Source organism: Pseudomonas sp. MF08817, assembly GCF_059862705.1.
Genome location: NZ_JCBCUY010000014.1, coordinates 74,283 through 92,062 on the forward strand (window position 1 = coordinate 74,283; position 17,780 = coordinate 92,062).

A 17,780-nucleotide genomic window follows, 5' to 3' on the forward strand; every position below is an offset into this window, starting at 1 on the left:
GAAAGCTTGTAGCGGCAAGCGGTGTTGTGGGGTGAGGTGCACTTGCGTAGAGGCTGGCGTATTTAGTTGAGGCTTTCAGCTTGCAGCTCAAGGCTGCGTTGTGTAGCGAGGTGTCCCTTGCGCAACGGCCGACGCCTTTACTTGGGGCTTACAGCTTGAGACTTGCCGCTTGCTGCTCCTAACCCTCAGGCAAAAAAAACGGCCTCATCAAGAGGCCGTTTTTTTTTGCTTGGGTGTTAGTGCCGATCTTCGAGCTTGGTGATGTCACGCGACTCATAGCCGGTGTACAACTGGCGCGGGCGGCCGATCTTGTACGGGCTGGAGAGCATTTCCTTCCAGTGCGAGATCCAGCCGACGGTACGCGCCAGGGCGAAGATCACGGTGAACATGCTGGTTGGAATGCCGATCGCCTTGAGGATGATCCCCGAGTAGAAGTCAACGTTAGGGTAGAGCGAGCGTTCGATGAAGTACGGGTCGGTCAGGGCGATCTCTTCCAGGCGCATGGCCAGTTGGAGTTGCGGATCGTTGTTGATCCCCAGTTCGCGCAGGACTTCGTCGCAGGTCTGCTTCATTACGGTGGCACGCGGGTCACGGTTCTTGTAGACGCGGTGCCCGAAGCCCATCAACTTGAACGGATCGTTCTTGTCCTTGGCCTTGGCGATGAACTTGTCGATGTTCGAGACATCGCCGATTTCATCGAGCATGGTCAATACTGCTTCGTTCGCACCGCCGTGGGCAGGGCCCCAGAGCGCGGCGATACCGGCGGCGATGCAGGCGAACGGGTTGGCGCCCGAGGAGCCTGCCAGGCGCACGGTGGAGGTCGACGCGTTCTGCTCGTGGTCGGCGTGGAGGATGAAGATCCGGTCCATGGCCTTGGCGAGTACCGGGCTGATCGGTTTGATCTCGCACGGGGTGTTGAACATCATGTGCAGGAAGTTTTCGGCGTAGGTCAGGTCGTTGCGCGGGTACATCATGGGCTGGCCCATGGAGTACTTGTAGACCATCGCGGCCAGGGTGGGCATCTTGGCAACCAGGCGGATCGCGGAGATTTCGCGATGCTGCGGGTTATTGATGTCCAGGGAGTCGTGGTAGAAGGCCGACAGGGCGCCGACTACGCCGCACATGACGGCCATCGGGTGGGCGTCGCGGCGAAAGCCGTTGAAGAAGGTCTTCAACTGCTCGTGGACCATGGTGTGGTTCTTCACGGTGCTGACGAACTGGGCTTTCTGTTCTGCGGTCGGCAATTCGCCGTTGAGCAGCAGGTAGCAGGTTTCCAGGTAGTCCGACTTCTCGGCGAGTTGTTCGATCGGGTAGCCGCGGTGCAACAGGATGCCGTTGTCGCCGTCGATGTAGGTGATCTTCGACTCGCACGAGGCAGTCGACATGAACCCTGGGTCAAAGGTGAAGCGGCCCGTGGCCGTCAAGCCCCGAACGTCGATTACATCAGGACCAACGGTGCCGGTTAAAATGGGCAGCTCGACGGGGGCTGCGCCCTCGATGATCAACTGCGCTTTTTTGTCAGCCATGTGGCCTCCTATTTATGCTTCAAATCATCAGACAGACCCCCCACGCAGGGCCCGCACCACTATATTGATATAAATTCGAATGTCAATTTGCCTAAAGTCTTGCCCCAGAAGGCTTTAACCGTACTTTTTCCTCGAAATTACCCGCCATTTACGCCTTTTATACGGCTTGCGCAATGCGCTATTAGGGTGAGGACAGCGCGTTGTCATTAGTAGCCTAACTGTCTATACTCGGCCTCCGACCGCCAGGGGCTTTTGGGCCTGTTTTGATGGGGGTCGCATCCCTGGGTGGTGGTTACCTGACCAGTGCACTCCCCAACAACTTTGCCCTGATTGTTAGGGGCTCTTCAGTGTGAAAAAAAAGCCGTGAATAGCCAACGACCTGTAAACCTAGACCTAAGGACCATCAAACTCCCCATCACCGGCGTTACGTCATTTCTTCACCGTGTATCCGGCATCATCCTCTTCCTGGGCCTTGGCATCATGCTTTACGCATTGGGCAAATCCCTGGGTTCCGAGGAAGGCTATGCCGAGGTGAAGGCTTGCTTGACCAGTCCGCTGGCCAAGTTCGTAGCATGGGGCCTTCTGTCCGCTCTGCTTTATCACCTGGTAGCCGGTGTGCGCCACTTGATTATGGACATGGGCATCGGTGAGACGCTGGAAGGCGGCCGCCTGGGCTCGAAAATCATCATCGCCATTTCCGTGGTGCTGATCGTTCTGGCAGGAGTTTGGATATGGTAACCAGCGTTACGAACCTTTCGCGTTCGGGCCTCTATGACTGGATGGCGCAGCGTGTGTCTGCGGTCGTTCTCGCGGCTTATTTCATTTTCCTGATCGGATACCTCATTGCGAACCCTGGCATTGGCTACGCCCAATGGCACGGCCTGTTCGCAAACAACGGGATGCGTATCTTCAGTCTGCTGGCCCTGGTGGCCCTGGGCGCTCACGCCTGGGTCGGCATGTGGACCATCGCGACCGACTACCTGACGCCGATGGCGCTGGGCAAGTCCGCGACCGCAGTACGTTTCCTCTTCCAGGCAGTCTGCGGCGTTGCGATGTTCGCGTACTTCGTCTGGGGTGTGCAGATTCTTTGGGGTATCTGATTCATGGCTAACATTCCAACCATTTCCTTCGACGCCATCATCATTGGCGGCGGCGGCGCCGGCATGCGCGCAGCGCTGCAGCTGGCACAAGGTGGTCACAAGACTGCCGTTATCACCAAGGTGTTCCCGACCCGTTCGCACACTGTGTCGGCCCAGGGCGGCATCACCTGCGCCATCGCTTCCGCCGATCCGAATGACGACTGGCGCTGGCACATGTACGACACCGTCAAAGGTTCCGACTACATCGGTGACCAGGACGCTATCGAATACATGTGCCAGGAAGGCCCTGCCGCGGTTTTCGAGCTGGACCACATGGGTCTGCCGTTCTCTCGTACCGAGCAGGGGCGTATCTACCAGCGTCCGTTCGGCGGTCAGTCCAAGGACTACGGCAAGGGCGGCCAGGCTGCTCGTACGTGCGCCGCTTCCGACCGTACCGGTCACGCGCTGTTGCACACCCTTTATCAGGGCAACCTGAAAGCGGGTACCACGTTCCTGAATGAGTACTACGCCGTTGACTTGGTGAAGAACCAGGACGGCGCGTTCGTCGGTGTGATCGCAATCTGCATCGAAACCGGCGAAACCACCTACATCCGTGCCAAGGCTACCGTGCTGGCCACGGGCGGCGCGGGCCGCATCTATGCGTCCACCACCAACGCCCTGATTAACACCGGCGACGGCGTGGGCATGGCCTTGCGTGCTGGCGTGCCGGTGCAGGACATCGAAATGTGGCAGTTCCACCCGACCGGCATCGCCGGCGCCGGTGTACTGGTGACCGAAGGTTGCCGCGGTGAAGGTGGCTACCTGATTAACAAGCACGGCGAGCGTTTCATGGAGCGTTATGCTCCGAACGCGAAGGACCTTGCCGGTCGTGACGTGGTTGCTCGCTCGATGGTTAAAGAAATCATCGCCGGCAACGGTTGCGGTCCGAATGGCGACCACGTGATGCTCAAACTCGACCACTTGGGCGAGGAAGTGCTGCACAGCCGTCTGCCAGGTATCTGCGAACTGTCGAAGACATTCGCCCACGTTGACCCGGTGGTTGCGCCGGTTCCGGTTGTTCCGACTTGCCACTATATGATGGGCGGCGTTGCCACCAACATTCATGGCCAGGCGATCACCCAGAACGACGAAGGCGTGGACCAGATCATCCCAGGCCTGTTCGCGGTAGGCGAAGTGGCGTGCGTATCGGTTCACGGTGCCAACCGTCTGGGCGGCAACTCGCTGCTCGACCTGGTGGTGTTCGGTCGTGCTGCTGGCCTGCACCTGGAAAAAGCCCTGACCGAAGGCATCGAGTACGACGACGCCACCGACGCCGACATCACGGCGGCCCTGGCACGCCTGTCCGCTCTGAACGAGCGCACCGATGGCGAAGACGTAGCAACCCTGCGTCGCGAGCTGCAAAACTGCATGCAGAACTACTTCGGTGTATTCCGTACCGGCGAATACATGCAGAAGGGTATTGCCCAACTGGCCGATCTGCGTGTGCGTATTGCCAACGTGAAGATCAACGACAAGTCCCAGGCCTTCAACACCGCGCGTATCGAAGCTCTGGAGCTGCAGAACCTGCTGGAAGTGGCCGAAGCTACCGCCATCGCCGCAGAAGTGCGTAAAGAGTCCCGCGGCGCTCATGCCCGTGAAGACTTTGAAGACCGTGACGACGAAAACTGGCTGTGCCACACCCTGTACTTCCCGGGTGACAAGCGCGTGACCAAGCGTGCTGTGAACTTCTCGCCGAAGACTGTTCCGACTTTTGAACCTAAGATTCGGACTTATTAAGGGTGGCCGCCATGTTGAAAGTCAGTGTTTATCGCTACAACCCCGATCAGGACGCTTCGCCGTTCATGCAGGAATTTTCGGTCGATACCGGTGGTAAAGACCTGATGGTGCTGGACGTGCTGGCCCTCATCAAAGAGCAGGACGAGGGTTTCTCCTATCGTCGCTCTTGCCGTGAAGGTGTCTGCGGTTCCGACGGCATGAACATCAACGGCAAGAACGGCCTGGCGTGCATCACGCCGCTGTCCGCCGTGGTCAAGGGTAACAAGCTGATCGTTCGTCCTCTGCCAGGTTTGCCGATTATTCGTGACCTGGTCGTCGATATGAGCATCTTCTACAAGCAATACGAGAAGGTTAAGCCTTACCTGCAGAACGACACGCCGGCTCCGGCCATCGAACGTCTGCAGTCTCCGGAAGAGCGTGAAAAGCTCGATGGTCTGTACGAGTGCATCCTGTGCGCCTGCTGCTCGACCTCGTGCCCATCCTTCTGGTGGAACCCGGACAAGTTCCTGGGCCCGGCCGCTTTGCTGCAAGCCTACCGCTTCCTGGCAGACAGCCGTGACACCCAGACGTCCGAACGTCTGGCTTCACTGGACGACCCGTTCAGCGTATTCCGCTGCCGCGGGATCATGAACTGCGTCAACGTATGTCCCAAAGGCCTGAACCCGACTAAGGCCATCGGTCACATCCGTAACATGCTGCTGCAGAGCGGCGTGTGATACAGCTGCAGTACCCGTAACACCGTTGTACCCGTAGATGCTACGGCGCAGGCTTCAACCGGCGCCGTAGTTTTAACCTGAACAGCAGCCTAAAAGGCCGCGGTTCTTATTTTGAAGAAATGAGACAAGCAGGGGCATCCGGGCTGGTACCCGGACTATCAGCGTGATCCTAAGTGGCTTGTTTTGGTCGCTGCACTCGGACTTCTGCAAGTTTGCTCGGTGTCTTCGCCGGTGGTGTTCCCCTAACCGAGGGTGACCAAGCATGCAAGAAAGCGTGATGCAGCGCATGTGGAACAGCGCCTACCTATCCGGTAGTAACGCTGCCTATGTGGAAGAGCTCTACGAGCTCTACCTGCACGACCCTAACGCTGTGCCAGAAGAGTGGCGCACCTATTTTCAGAAGTTGCCTGCTGATGGCAACACTGCCACCGATGTTTCGCACTCGACAATTCGCGATCATTTCGTCTTGCTGGCAAAGAACCAGCGCCGCGCCCAACCGGTTTCCGCCGGCAGCGTGAGCAGTGAGCACGAGAAGAAGCAAGTTGAAGTGCTGCGACTGATCCAGGCCTACCGTATGCGTGGCCACCAGGCAGCCCAGCTTGATCCGCTGGGGCTGTGGCAGCGTCCTGCACCTGCAGACCTGTCGATCAATCACTACGGCTTGACCAATGCCGATCTTGATACGACCTTCCGTGCCGGAGACCTGTTCATCGGCAAAGAGGAAGCGAGCCTACGCGAAATTCACGAAGCGTTGCAGCAGACATATTGCCGCACCATCGGCGCTGAATTTACGCACATCGTCGATTCCGAGCAGCGCCAGTGGTTCCAGCAGCGTCTGGAAAGCGTGCGCGGCCGTCCGACCTTCTCCGCGGACATCAAGAGCCACCTGCTCGAGCGCGTTACGGCCGCTGAAGGCCTGGAAAAGTACCTGGGCACCAAGTACCCGGGCACCAAGCGTTTCGGTCTGGAAGGCGGCGAGAGCCTGATTCCGTTGCTCGACGAGTTGATCCAGCGTTCCGGTTCCTACGGCACCAAGGAAATCGTCATCGGCATGGCCCACCGTGGCCGTCTGAACGTACTGGTCAACACCTTCGGCAAGAACCCGCGTGAGCTGTTCGACGAATTCGAAGGCAAGAAAAAGGTTGAGTTGGGTTCCGGTGACGTCAAGTATCACCAGGGCTTCTCGTCCAACGTCATGACTGCCGGCGGCGAAGTCCACCTGGCAATGGCGTTCAACCCTTCCCACTTGGAAATCGTTTCGCCGGTGGTTGAAGGTTCCGTGCGTGCCCGCCAGGATCGTCGCAACGACCCGACTGGGGAAAAGGTCCTGCCGATTTCCATCCACGGTGACGCTGCATTCGCAGGTCAGGGCGTGGTCATGGAAACCTTCCAGATGTCGCAGACACGCGGCTTCAAGACGGGCGGCACGATCCACCTGGTCATCAACAACCAGGTCGGCTTTACCATCAGCAACCCGCTGGACTCGCGCTCCACCGAGTACGCCACCGACGTTGCGAAGATGATTCAGGCGCCGATCCTGCACGTTAACGGTGATGATCCGGAAGCTGTGCTGTTCGTGACCCAGCTCGCCATCGACTACCGCATGCAGTACAAGCGCGACGTGGTGATCGACCTGGTTTGCTACCGTCGTCGCGGCCACAACGAAGCGGACGAACCTAGCGGCACCCAGCCTCTGATGTACCAGCAGATCAGCAAACAGCGCACCACCCGTGAGCTGTACGCCGATCACCTGACCCAGAGCGGCGTCCTGGACATCGAGCGCGTGCAAGCGAAGATCGACGAATACCGCAACGCGCTGGATAACGGCCTGCATGTGGTGAAAAGCCTGGTCAAAGAGCCGAACAAAGAGTTGTTCGTGGACTGGCGCCCGTACCTGGGCCACGCCTGGACTGCGCGTCACGACACCCGTTTCGACCTCAAGACCCTGCAAGAGCTGTCCGCCAAGCTGCTGGAAATCCCGGAAGGCTTCGTAGTCCAGCGCCAGGTCGCGAAGATCTACGAAGACCGTCAGAAAATGCAAGCCGGCGGCCTGCCGATCAACTGGGGTTATGCCGAAACCATGGCATACGCGACCCTGGCGTTTGAAGGTCACCCGATCCGCATGACTGGCCAGGACATTGGCCGCGGTACGTTCTCGCACCGTCACGCCGTGTTGCACAACCAGAAAGACGCGGGCACCTACATCCCGCTGCAGAACCTGTACAAAGGCCAGCCACGTTTCGACCTGTACGATTCGTTCCTGTCCGAAGAAGCCGTACTGGCATTTGAATACGGTTACTCGACCACCACGCCTAATGCGTTGGTGATCTGGGAAGCCCAGTTCGGTGACTTCGCCAACGGCGCCCAAGTGGTGATCGACCAATTCATCACCAGCGGCGAGCACAAGTGGGGCCGTCTCTGCGGTCTGACCATGTTGTTGCCGCACGGTTATGAAGGTCAGGGGCCGGAACACTCCTCGGCCCGTCTGGAGCGTTACCTGCAGTTGTGCGCCGAGCACAACATCCAGGTGTGCATGCCGACCACTCCGGCCCAGATCTACCACTTGCTGCGTCGCCAGGTGATTCGCCCGCTGCGCAAGCCGCTGGTAGTCCTGACTCCTAAGTCGCTGCTGCGCCATAAACTGGCCATCTCGACCCTGGAAGATCTCGCGGAAGGTTCGTTCCAGACCGTTATCCCGGAAATCGACGCCCAGGACCCGAAAAAGGTCGAGCGCGTTGTGCTCTGCAGCGGCAAGGTCTACTACGACCTCCTGGAAAAACGCCGCGCCGAAGGTCGTGACGACATCGCCATCGTGCGTCTTGAGCAGTTGTACCCATTCCCTGAGGACGACTTGATCGAAGTCCTGGCTCCTTATTCCAACCTCAAACACATCGTTTGGTGTCAGGAAGAGCCGATGAACCAGGGTGCCTGGTACTGCAGCCAGCACCACATGCGCCGCATCATCAGTGGTCACAACAAGTCGCTCGTACTCGAGTACGCGGGCCGTGACGCTTCTGCTGCACCTGCTTGTGGTTATGCATCGATGCACGCTGAGCAGCAGGAAAAACTCCTGCAAGATGCCTTTACTGTTTAACGCCTTCGCGCTGACTGAAACCGAATTTTAAGGACCCACAGATAATGGCTATCGAAATCAAAGCCCCGTCATTCCCGGAATCGGTTGCCGATGGCACCGTTGCCACCTGGCACAAAAAACCAGGCGACGCTGTAAAGCGTGACGACCTGATCGTCGACATCGAGACCGACAAGGTTGTACTGGAAGTGTTGGCCGAAGCCGACGGCGTCCTGGGTGCCATCGTTGCCGAAGAGGGCGCTACCGTCCTCTCCAACCAGGTACTGGGTTCGATCGAGGCGGGCGGTGTTGCCGCGGCTCCCGCAGCCGCTGCTGCCGCTCCTGCACAGGCCGCTGCGCCTGCTGCCGGTGGTGAAGACGATCCTGTTGCCGCACCTGCTGCGCGCAAGCTGGCTGAAGAAAGCGGTATCAACATTGCTTCCGTTGCCGGCACCGGCAAAGGTGGTCGTGTGACCAAGGAAGACGTCGTTGCAGCCGTTGCGGCCAAGAAAGCCGCCCCGGCCGCCGCACCTGCCAAGGCTGCTGCGCCTGCCGCCGCTGCCCCGGTGTTCGCTGCCGGTGATCGCGTCGAGAAGCGTGTTCCGATGACCCGCGTTCGCGCCACCGTGGCCAAGCGCCTGGTTGAAGCCCAGTCGAACATGGCGATGCTGACTACCTTCAACGAAGTCGACATGACCGAAGTCATGGCCCTGCGTTCGAAGTACAAGGACCTGTTCGAGAAGTCCCACAACGGCGTACGCCTGGGCTTCATGTCGTTCTTCGTGAAAGCGGCCACCGAAGCGCTGAAACGCTTCCCGGCAGTCAACGCTTCGATCGATGGCGGCGATATCGTCTACCACGGCTATGCCGACGTCGGTGTTGCGGTTTCCAGCGATCGCGGTCTGGTTGTACCGGTTCTGCGTAACGCCGAACTGATGAGCCTGGCTGAAATCGAAGGTGGCATCGCCACTTTCGGTAAGAAGGCTCGCGACGGTAAGCTGTCGATGGACGAAATGACCGGTGGTACTTTCACCATCACCAACGGTGGTACATTCGGCTCGATGATGTCGACCCCGATCGTCAACCCGCCGCAAGCAGCGATCCTGGGTATGCACAACATCCTGCAACGCCCTATGGCGATCAATGGTCAGGTCGTGATCCGTCCGATGATGTACCTGGCCCTGTCCTACGATCACCGTTTGATCGATGGTAAAGAAGCCGTGACTTTCCTGGTAACCATCAAGAACCTGCTGGAAGACCCGGCTCGCTTGCTCCTGGATATCTGATAGAAGCAGCGTCAAGTTGCGAGCTGCAGGCTGTAAGAAAAATCAGCTTGGCTTGCAGCTTGACGCTAAAGCTTGTCGCTAAATAGAGGATCTATTTTCATGTCTCAGAAATTTGACGTTGTAGTGATTGGTGCGGGCCCTGGCGGCTACGTCGCGGCCATCAAGGCTGCGCAACTGGGCCTCACGACTGCCTGCATCGAGAAATACACCGACAAGGAAGGCAAGCTGGCGTTGGGCGGCACTTGCCTGAACGTAGGTTGCATTCCTTCCAAGGCGCTGCTGGACAGCTCCTGGAAATTCCACGAAGCCCAGGATGGTTTTGCCATCCACGGTATCAATCACGCAGGCGTGACCATGGACGTTGCTGCCATGGTTGGCCGCAAGGCAAATATCGTCAAAGGCCTGACCTCCGGCGTTGCGACCCTGTTCAAAGCCAATGGCGTGACTTCCCTGCAAGGCCATGGCAAGTTGCTGGCCGGCAAGAAAGTCGAGCTGACCAAGCCTGACGGTTCGGTTGAAGTGATCGAAGCCGAGCACGTGATCCTGGCCTCTGGCTCGCGTCCGATCGACATTCCACCAGCTCCAGTGGACAACAACGTCATCGTTGATTCCACCGGCGCCCTGGAATTCCAGGCCGTGCCAAAACGCCTGGGCGTGATCGGCGCTGGCGTGATTGGCCTGGAACTGGGTTCCGTCTGGTCCCGTCTGGGCGCGCAAGTGACTGTCCTGGAAGCCCTGGATACCTTCCTGATGGCTGCCGACACCGCTGTGTCCAAAGAAGCCCTGAAAACCCTGACCAAACAAGGTCTGGACATCAAGCTGGGCGCTCGCGTCACCGGCTCCAAGGTCAACGGCGAAGAAGTCGTGGTGACCTACACCGACGCCAACGGCGAACAGACCATCACCTTCGACAAGCTGATCGTAGCCGTTGGTCGCCGTCCGGTGACCACCGATCTGCTGGCGGCTGACAGCGGTGTGACCATCGACGAACGTGGCTTCATCTTCGTTGACGACCAGTGCGCGACCAGCGTTCCTGGCGTCTACGCGATCGGCGATGTGGTGCGCGGCATGATGCTGGCGCACAAGGCTTCCGAAGAAGGCATCATGGTGGCCGAGCGCATCAAGGGCCACAAAGCCCAGATGAACTACGACCTGATCCCTTCGGTTATCTACACCCATCCGGAAATCGCATGGGTCGGTAAAACCGAGCAAGCCTTGAAAGCTGAAGGCGTTGAAGTTAACGTCGGCACCTTTCCGTTCGCCGCCAGTGGCCGTGCCATGGCAGCCAACGACACCGGTGGCTTTGTCAAAGTCATCGCCGACGCCAAGACCGACCGCGTACTGGGTGTTCACGTGATCGGCCCGGGCGCTGCAGAACTGGTTCAGCAGGGCGCTATCGGTATGGAATTCGGCACCAGTGCCGAGGATATCGGCATGATGGTCTTCTCCCATCCGACCCTGTCCGAAGCGTTGCACGAAGCCGCGTTGGCGGTGAATGGCCAAGCCATCCACATCGCCAACCGCAAGAAACGCTAAGCAAGATAATAAGAAACCACGGCGGTTGCCCGTCGTGAGCCTTGCGCGCAAGACTCACCGCGGAATGTCCGCTGGACGCAGCCTTGTGTAGTTTCACCGACTGCCCGGCCTTCGGGTGGGGCAGGCGATGAAACTGCGCAAGCAGCAGTCACAGGTGGTGCGGCACTTATGAAAGTGCAGCGCCGAATGCGCAGTACCTAACGAAGACGGTAATAAGCATGAATCTTCACGAGTATCAGGGTAAGCAGCTGTTCGCTGAATACGGCCTGCCAGTATCCCAGGGTTTTGCAGTAGACACTCCGGAAGCGGCAGCAGAAGCTTGCGACAAAATCGGCGGCACCGAGTGGGTTGTCAAAGCCCAGGTCCACGCTGGTGGTCGCGGTAAAGCGGGCGGCGTAAAGCTGGTTCGCAGCAAAGAAGACGCCAAAGCATTCGCTCAACAGTGGTTGGGCAAGCGTCTGGTGACTTACCAGACTGACGCCAACGGCCAGCCAGTCACCAAGATCCTGGTTGAATCGTGCACTGATATCGCCAAAGAGCTGTACCTGGGCGCTGTCGTTGACCGTTCGAGCCGTCGCATCGTGTTCATGGCTTCCACCGAAGGTGGCGTGGACATCGAGAAAATCGCTCACGACACCCCTGAGAAAATCCTCAAGGCCACCATCGATCCACTGGTCGGCGCTCAGCCGTTCCAGGGTCGCGAGCTGGCTTTCCAGCTGGGCCTGGAAGGCAAGCAAGTGGCTCAGTTCGCCAAGATCTTCGTTGGTCTGGCCAAGCTGTTCCAGGATCACGATCTGGCCCTGCTGGAAGTGAACCCGCTGGTTATCAAGGCTGATGGCGACCTGCACTGCCTCGATGCCAAGATCAACATCGACGCCAACGCAATGTACCGCCAGCCTAAGCTGAAGACTTTCCACGATCCGTCGCAGGACGATCCGCGCGAAGCGCACGCTGCCAAGTTCGAGCTGAACTACGTAGCGCTGGAAGGCAACATCGGTTGCATGGTCAACGGTGCTGGCCTGGCCATGGGCACCATGGACATCGTCAACCTGCATGGCGGCAAGCCAGCCAACTTCCTCGACGTGGGCGGCGGCGCTACCAAGGAACGCGTTACCGAAGCGTTCAAGATCATCCTGTCCGACGCTAACGTCGCTGCAGTACTGGTCAACATCTTCGGCGGCATCGTTCGTTGCGACATGATTGCCGAAGGCATCATCGGTGCAGTGAAAGAAGTCGGCGTGAAAATCCCGGTTGTTGTTCGCCTTGAAGGCAACAACGCTGAACTGGGCGCTAAAGTACTGGCAGAAAGCGGTTTGAACATCATCGCTGCTACCAGCCTGACCGACGCTGCTCAACAAGTCGTCAAAGCTGCGGAGGGCAAATAATGAGCGTCCTGATTAACAAAGACACCAAGGTTATCTGCCAGGGCATCACCGGTTCCCAGGGTAGCTTCCACACCCAGCAAGCCCTCGAATACGGCACCAAGATGGTTGGCGGCGTGACTCCAGGCAAAGGCGGCACCGAACACCTGGGCCTGCCAGTGTTCAACACCGTGAAAGACGCTGTAGCAGCCACTGGCGCAACCGCCAGCGTGATCTACGTTCCAGCTCCTTTCTGCAAGGACTCCATCCTTGAAGCGGCGTTCGGCGGCATCAAGCTGATCGTGTGCATCACCGAAGGCATTCCTACCCTGGACATGCTGGATGCCAAGGTCAAGTGCGACGAACTGGGCGTGGTCCTGATCGGCCCTAACTGCCCAGGCGTTATCACCCCGGGCGAATGCAAGATTGGCATCATGCCAGGTCACATTCACTTGCCAGGCAAGGTCGGTATCGTTTCCCGTTCCGGTACCCTGACCTACGAAGCTGTGAAGCAGACTACTGACGCCGGTTTCGGTCAGTCGACTTGCGTCGGCATCGGCGGTGACCCGATCCCAGGCTCGAACTTCATCGACATCCTGAAACTGTTCCAGGAAGACCCGAAGACCGAAGCGATCGTGATGATCGGTGAGATCGGCGGTTCGGCTGAAGAAGAAGCGGCTGCCTACATCAAGGCAAACGTGACCAAGCCGGTTGTTTCCTACATCGCTGGTGTGACTGCCCCTGCGGGCAAGCGCATGGGCCATGCGGGCGCAATCATCTCCGGCGGCAAAGGCACTGCAGACGAGAAGTTTGCTGCCCTGGAAGACGCCGGCGTGAAAACCGTGCGTTCGCTGGCAGACATCGGCAAGGCACTGTCCGAGCTGACTGGCTGGGCGATCAAGTAAGAGCCGCCGCAAGCTGCCAGTTTTAAGCTGTAAGAGAAGAGCGTTCGTTCTCTGAGTTGCAGCTTGTAGCGCTCTACTACAAAGGCCACCCCTCGGGGTGGCCTTTGTGCTTCAAGCGCAGGCGTAAGCGGCAAGTTTTGAGCTGCAAGAGAAAAGCACGCGGGCATGGTTGCCGGTTGTAGCGAGTCACGTGCTGCTGCTTTTACAAGAACACGACATTGAGATGTCGTTTATCGGACAGTGCGCCCCCTAACAGTGCGTTTATCACGCAATTTCTGTACGCTAGCCGCCTCTTTATGCGTCTGCTCCCCACAAGGAAGTGCCGCGCTAAACGGGTCAGTCCCAAACGGACCGACAGCATTTCCCTCATCCATAGGGAAGTCCCTCTCTAAATTCCGATTCAGTAGTGTGGTATTTCCCTAAATGAAAGTGTTGAAAGGCCAGGACATCCTGGCACTTGGTTTTATGACCTTTGCCCTCTTCGTGGGCGCCGGCAACATCATCTTCCCGCCTATCGTTGGTTTGCAGTCCGGGCCTCATGTCTGGATGGCGGCGCTGGGCTTTCTGATTACCGCCGTGGGCCTGCCGGTGATTACCGTCGTGGCACTGGCCAAGGTCGGCGGTGCGATGGACGCGCTGAGTAGCCCCATTGGTAAACTGGCCGGCGGTATCCTGGCGGCGGCGTGTTACCTGGCGGTCGGCCCGCTGTTCGCCACCCCGCGCACGGCTACGGTGTCCTTTGAAGTAGGCCTGGCGCCGCTGACCGGCGAAAGTCCATTGGCCCTGTTCCTCTACAGTTCGGTGTACTTCCTGCTGGTGTTCTTCATCTCGCTGTACCCGGGCCGTCTGCTCGATACCGTCGGACGCTTCCTGGCACCCTTGAAGATCATTGCCCTGGCAGCCCTGGGGATCGCCGCGTTTGCACTGCCGGCCGGGGATGTCGGCACCGCCACTGCTGAATACGTCGCCGCACCGTTCTCTCAAGGGTTCATCAGTGGCTACCTGACCATGGATACCCTGGGCGCACTGGTATTCGGCATCGTCATCGTCAACGCCATTCGTTCCCGTGGCGTCGATTCGCCGGCGCTGATTACCCGCTACGCCATCATTGCTGGCCTGATTGCTGGCGTGGGCCTGGCGTTGGTGTACATCAGCCTGTTCCGCCTGGGTTCGGGCAGCCATGAAGTGGCGGCCGGTGCCACTAATGGCGCGGCGGTACTGCATGCCTATGTGCAGCACACTTTCGGTTCCCTGGGCAGCGGTTTCCTTGCGGTGCTGATTTCTCTGGCCTGTCTGGTGACCGCCGTGGGCCTGACCTGCGCCTGCGCCGAATACTTCAGCCGCGTGCTGCCGCTGTCGTACAAAACACTGGTGGTGATCCTCGCTGCGTTCTCGCTGCTGGTTTCCAACCTGGGCCTAACCAAGTTGATCGCGTTCTCGATCCCGGTGCTGACCGCCATTTACCCGCCGTGCATCGTGCTGGTGGCCTTGAGCTTCTGCAAAGACTTCTGGCAGGAGCAGGGCCGCATTGTCGGCCCGGTGATGCTGGTGTCGTTCCTGTTCGGCCTGATCGATGCCCTCAAGGGGGCGGGCCTGGCGGGTTGGTTGCCGGCCAAGTTGAGCAACCTGCCGCTGGCCGAGCAAGGCCTGGCCTGGCTGGTGCCGTGTGTCTTCACCCTGATGCTGGCCGTAGTCTGCGACCGACTGCTGGGCAAGCGCAGCGAAGCCATCGCGTAGATCTGCCGGCCCGCCACAAGCGCGCCGAGCCGTACTGAAATGCCCCGCATCAATCGATGCGGGGCATTTTTTATGGGCGCGTGGTCGTGTCTTTTTTCGTGGGCTAACGTCGAAGGTCTGTCTGTCGGCACCGGAAGCTGCCTGGGGCCGGCCAGATTTATATTCGCCAACGTCTCACAGGGAATTGCATGTCGTTTATCCAGGCCAATCTGACCCACCTTCTCGCCGCCCTCTGGTTTGTCATCTGCTGGGGCGGGTATACCCGTTACGCCACCTGGAAGGGCCGCGACACCGCGTGCCTGGCCAGTGTCCTGCACCTGTACCGCGAAGACTGGATGCGCCGCATGCTGTTGCGTGACAACCGCATCGCCGATGCCAGCGTGATCGGCAATCTGGAGCGCAACGCCTCATTCTTCGCCTCCAGCACGCTAATTATCCTGGCGGGCATTCTGACTGTACTGGGGGCTTCCGAGCGCGCCGTATCGTTATTGGCGGACATTCCGATGGTGCAGCAGGCGTCCCAGGGCATGTCCGAGATCAAGCTGCTGTGCCTGGCGATGGTCTTCGTCTACGCCTTTTTCACCTTTAGCTGGTGCATGCGTCAGTACAACTTCGCGGCGATTCTGGTAGGTTCCGCACCCATGATCGGCGAACGCCATGTCTCCGAGCAGGAGCGTAAGGCGTTCGCGTCGCGGGCTGCCCGTGTGATCTCCATGGCTGCCAACCAGTTCAACTTTGGCCTGCGTTCCTATTACTTCGGCATGACCATGCTGGCCTGGTTCGTCAGCCCCTGGTTGTTCATGTTGATGAGTACGGGGGTGGTGCTGGTGCTCTATCGCCGCGAGTTTCATTCCGACGTTCTTGAAGTCATGGTCTATACCCCTACAGAGGCGCCCTTGCCTGATGCCAATAAAGAGGTGAATTAATGAGTATCCCGTTCTGGTGCGTGTTTATCAGTGCGTTGTTGATCTTCGTGGCCCGCATGCCGGTGGCCAAGGCGATGAAAGAGCAGGGCGGCTACAACAACCACCTGCCACGCCAGCAACAGGCGCAGTTGACCGGGTTCGGCGCCCGCGCCGTGGCGGCCCATCAAAACAGTTTCGAGGCGTTCATCCTGTTTTCTGTCGGCGTGTTGATGGCGCACACCACCCAGACCGCCGGTTGGCTGATCGATAGCCTGGCGATCATCTTTGTCATTGCGCGGGTTGTTTATTTGCTGTGCTACTGGGCTGACTTGGCATGGCAGCGCAGCCTGGTGTGGTTTGTCGGTTTAGTGTGTTCATTGTTGTTGATGCTCAGCCCAACCTTTCGCACTGTGCTGCTTTAGTTAAATCCCAGGCAAAAGAAAACCCGCACTTGGCGGGTTTCTTTTTGCAGCGCTAAAACCCGATTAGTTGGTTTTAGGGGCTTCGGCAGGGGCGGCCGGAGCGGCTTCTTCTGCGGCGGCCTTGTTCGATTCAGCCTGATCTTTGGCGGCTTCGACGTTTTCTTTCGCGGCCTCGTTCACTTTATCCTGAGCTTCGTTCATTTTTTGCTGGGCTTGCTCAGCATGTTGGTTGGCATCTTGAGCTTTGTCCTCGGATTTTTTATCGCAGGCAGCGAGACCGAGGGAAGCGGTCAACATCAAGGCAATAGCTAAAGTCTTACGCATGGGGTGTTTCTCCTTATTGAAGATATCTTCTGGCCTTTCGAGCATGGCTGCGCAGGTTAAGTTCCAGAAACCTGCAGATATATTAACTTCTTATTTCATGGAACTAACGGCCTGTGCGTTGATTGCCCTCATTCGATATTCAGCCAGCGAGTAAACCCATGGTGCAAAACCCTATTTTTGAGCGTGCGACCCGCTTTTTGTCGGCGTTGCGGCATTGCCAGGTACTGGGGATGCAGGTGCACGATGCCTCGACGGACGGCATCACGGTGATTTTGCCTTACGGCCCACAAATTGTCGGCGACCCCCAGAGTGGGGTGATTCATGGCGGCGCCATTACCTCGCTCATGGACACCGCATGTGGCATGGCCACGTTGTGCGTGCTGCCGCAGTTCGAGGTCTGCCCGACCCTGGACCTGCGCATCGACTACATGCACCCGGCCGAGCCCAATAAAGATGTCTACGGTTTTGCCGAGTGCTACCGGGTCACCACCGATGTGATCTTCGCCCGCGGCTTTGCCTACCAGGACGACCGCGAGCGCCCGGTGGCCCATGTGGTGGGTACGTTCATGCGCATGGGCAAGGGCATCAAAGGCACCCGCGGCTTTGGCGGCGCGATCAATGGCGGTGCAGCATGAGCGATCACTTCAAGGAACAACTGCAACAGGCCCACGCCCAGGGCGACTATGCCTCGCTGCTGCATCAGATCCCCTACGCCAAATTGATTGGCATCGAATGCTCACGGGTGGGGGATGAGCTGCTGTTTCGCCTGCCGGCCAACAAGGACAACATCGGCAACCCGCTACTGCCGGCCATCCACGGCGGGGTGATCGCCGGGTTCATGGAACTGGCGGCGGCCCTGCATCTGCTGGTGCTCACCGGCTCGCCGGGCGTGCCGAAGATCATCGATTTCTCCCTCGATTATCTGCGCGCCGGGCAGTTTCGCGACACCTACGCCACGTGCCAGGTATGCCGCCAGGGCCGACGGGTGGCCAACGTGGCGATTACCGCGTGGCAGAGCACGCGCGACGAGCCTATCGCCACCGCTCGGGCCCATTTCAAAATCGAAGAAGGCTGATCTTCGCTTCACCCCTTGAAATCCCTACCCAAGCCCCCAAC

The 17,780-nt window shown here is 58.8% G+C and carries 16 protein-coding genes; 14 read left to right on the top strand and 2 right to left on the bottom strand.

What is annotated here, in order from left to right:
• Positions 1 to 236: 236 nt before the first annotated feature.
• Entirely contained in the window at positions 237 to 1,526 is a 1,290-nt protein-coding gene (gene gltA / locus AC19YR_RS10865; RefSeq protein ID WP_095110635.1) for a citrate synthase, read from the bottom strand.
• 363 nt (positions 1,527 to 1,889) lie between these two features.
• Between gltA and sdhC the strand changes: the two genes are divergently transcribed.
• The 12 genes from sdhC to AC19YR_RS10925 all read left to right on the top strand — a co-directional run bounded on the left by sdhC (position 1,890) and on the right by AC19YR_RS10925 (position 16,340).
• Entirely contained in the window at positions 1,890 to 2,264 is a 375-nt protein-coding gene (sdhC, locus tag AC19YR_RS10870) for a succinate dehydrogenase, cytochrome b556 subunit (protein WP_095110634.1), read from the top strand.
• On the top strand, positions 2,258 to 2,626 hold the full coding sequence (sdhD, locus tag AC19YR_RS10875; RefSeq protein ID WP_095110633.1) for a succinate dehydrogenase, hydrophobic membrane anchor protein: 369 nt from the start codon (positions 2,258 to 2,260) through the stop codon (positions 2,624 to 2,626). Before sdhC ends, sdhD begins: the two co-directional genes overlap by 7 nt.
• 3 nt (positions 2,627 to 2,629) lie before the next feature.
• Complete coding sequence (sdhA, locus tag AC19YR_RS10880; RefSeq protein ID WP_095110632.1) at positions 2,630 to 4,402, top strand: succinate dehydrogenase flavoprotein subunit; 1,773 nt, start codon at positions 2,630 to 2,632, stop codon at positions 4,400 to 4,402.
• A gap of 11 nt (positions 4,403 to 4,413) precedes the next feature.
• Entirely contained in the window at positions 4,414 to 5,118 is a 705-nt protein-coding gene (locus AC19YR_RS10885) for a succinate dehydrogenase iron-sulfur subunit (RefSeq protein WP_095110708.1), read from the top strand.
• 262 nt (positions 5,119 to 5,380) lie between these two features.
• The gene (locus AC19YR_RS10890) at positions 5,381 to 8,212 is read left to right on the top strand and encodes a 2-oxoglutarate dehydrogenase E1 component (RefSeq protein WP_095110631.1); all 2,832 of its coding nucleotides are present in this window, start codon (positions 5,381 to 5,383) and stop codon (positions 8,210 to 8,212) included.
• Positions 8,213 to 8,256: 44 nt separating this feature from the next.
• A complete protein-coding gene (odhB, locus tag AC19YR_RS10895) occupies positions 8,257 to 9,474 on the top strand; it encodes a 2-oxoglutarate dehydrogenase complex dihydrolipoyllysine-residue succinyltransferase (protein ID WP_095110630.1) in 1,218 nt (405 codons plus the stop codon).
• 99 nt (positions 9,475 to 9,573) lie between these two features.
• Complete coding sequence (gene lpdA, locus AC19YR_RS10900) at positions 9,574 to 11,010, top strand: dihydrolipoyl dehydrogenase (protein WP_095110629.1); 1,437 nt, start codon at positions 9,574 to 9,576, stop codon at positions 11,008 to 11,010.
• 218 nt (positions 11,011 to 11,228) lie between these two features.
• The gene (sucC, locus tag AC19YR_RS10905; RefSeq protein ID WP_095110628.1) at positions 11,229 to 12,395 is read left to right on the top strand and encodes an ADP-forming succinate--CoA ligase subunit beta; all 1,167 of its coding nucleotides are present in this window, start codon (positions 11,229 to 11,231) and stop codon (positions 12,393 to 12,395) included.
• Positions 12,395 to 13,276 (top strand): succinate--CoA ligase subunit alpha, encoded by an 882-nt coding sequence (sucD, locus tag AC19YR_RS10910; protein WP_020299222.1) that lies wholly within the window; start codon positions 12,395 to 12,397, stop codon positions 13,274 to 13,276. The genes sucC and sucD overlap by 1 nt, the downstream gene beginning before the upstream one ends.
• A 423-nt stretch (positions 13,277 to 13,699) precedes the next feature.
• Positions 13,700 to 15,013, top strand: coding sequence for a branched-chain amino acid transport system II carrier protein (gene brnQ, locus AC19YR_RS10915; protein WP_500598409.1), 1,314 nt, complete (start codon positions 13,700 to 13,702; stop codon positions 15,011 to 15,013).
• Positions 15,014 to 15,201: 188 nt separating this feature from the next.
• Positions 15,202 to 15,939, top strand: coding sequence for a DUF599 domain-containing protein (locus tag AC19YR_RS10920; protein WP_095110626.1), 738 nt, complete (start codon positions 15,202 to 15,204; stop codon positions 15,937 to 15,939).
• A complete protein-coding gene (locus AC19YR_RS10925) occupies positions 15,939 to 16,340 on the top strand; it encodes an MAPEG family protein (protein ID WP_095110625.1) in 402 nt (133 codons plus the stop codon). Before AC19YR_RS10920 ends, AC19YR_RS10925 begins: the two co-directional genes overlap by 1 nt.
• Positions 16,341 to 16,403: 63 nt before the next feature.
• Here AC19YR_RS10925 and AC19YR_RS10930 read toward each other — a convergent pair whose 3' ends face one another.
• Positions 16,404 to 16,664 carry a hypothetical protein gene (locus AC19YR_RS10930; RefSeq protein WP_095110624.1) on the bottom strand — a complete coding sequence of 87 codons (261 nt, stop codon included), beginning with the start codon at positions 16,662 to 16,664 and terminating at the stop codon, positions 16,404 to 16,406.
• A gap of 158 nt (positions 16,665 to 16,822) precedes the next feature.
• On the opposite strand from AC19YR_RS10930, the gene AC19YR_RS10935 reads away from it, so the two are divergent.
• A complete protein-coding gene (locus tag AC19YR_RS10935; RefSeq protein WP_095110623.1) occupies positions 16,823 to 17,299 on the top strand; it encodes a PaaI family thioesterase in 477 nt (158 codons plus the stop codon).
• A complete protein-coding gene (locus AC19YR_RS10940; protein WP_095110622.1) occupies positions 17,296 to 17,739 on the top strand; it encodes a PaaI family thioesterase in 444 nt (147 codons plus the stop codon). The genes AC19YR_RS10935 and AC19YR_RS10940 overlap by 4 nt, the downstream gene beginning before the upstream one ends.
• The last annotated feature ends 41 nt before the right edge of the window (positions 17,740 to 17,780 follow it).

Coding starts and splice junctions, on each gene's coding strand:
- gltA (WP_095110635.1), bottom strand. CDS start 1,526: ATGGCTGACAAAAAAGCGCAGTTGATCATCGAGGGCGCAGCCCCCGTC.
- sdhD (WP_095110633.1), top strand. CDS start 2,258: ATGGTAACCAGCGTTACGAACCTTTCGCGTTCGGGCCTCTATGACTGG.
- sdhA (WP_095110632.1), top strand. CDS start 2,630: ATGGCTAACATTCCAACCATTTCCTTCGACGCCATCATCATTGGCGGC.
- AC19YR_RS10885 (WP_095110708.1), top strand. CDS start 4,414: ATGTTGAAAGTCAGTGTTTATCGCTACAACCCCGATCAGGACGCTTCG.
- AC19YR_RS10890 (WP_095110631.1), top strand. CDS start 5,381: ATGCAAGAAAGCGTGATGCAGCGCATGTGGAACAGCGCCTACCTATCC.
- odhB (WP_095110630.1), top strand. CDS start 8,257: ATGGCTATCGAAATCAAAGCCCCGTCATTCCCGGAATCGGTTGCCGAT.
- lpdA (WP_095110629.1), top strand. CDS start 9,574: ATGTCTCAGAAATTTGACGTTGTAGTGATTGGTGCGGGCCCTGGCGGC.
- sucC (WP_095110628.1), top strand. CDS start 11,229: ATGAATCTTCACGAGTATCAGGGTAAGCAGCTGTTCGCTGAATACGGC.
- sucD (WP_020299222.1), top strand. CDS start 12,395: ATGAGCGTCCTGATTAACAAAGACACCAAGGTTATCTGCCAGGGCATC.
- brnQ (WP_500598409.1), top strand. CDS start 13,700: ATGAAAGTGTTGAAAGGCCAGGACATCCTGGCACTTGGTTTTATGACC.
- AC19YR_RS10920 (WP_095110626.1), top strand. CDS start 15,202: ATGTCGTTTATCCAGGCCAATCTGACCCACCTTCTCGCCGCCCTCTGG.
- AC19YR_RS10925 (WP_095110625.1), top strand. CDS start 15,939: ATGAGTATCCCGTTCTGGTGCGTGTTTATCAGTGCGTTGTTGATCTTC.
- AC19YR_RS10930 (WP_095110624.1), bottom strand. CDS start 16,664: ATGCGTAAGACTTTAGCTATTGCCTTGATGTTGACCGCTTCCCTCGGT.
- AC19YR_RS10935 (WP_095110623.1), top strand. CDS start 16,823: ATGGTGCAAAACCCTATTTTTGAGCGTGCGACCCGCTTTTTGTCGGCG.
- AC19YR_RS10940 (WP_095110622.1), top strand. CDS start 17,296: ATGAGCGATCACTTCAAGGAACAACTGCAACAGGCCCACGCCCAGGGC.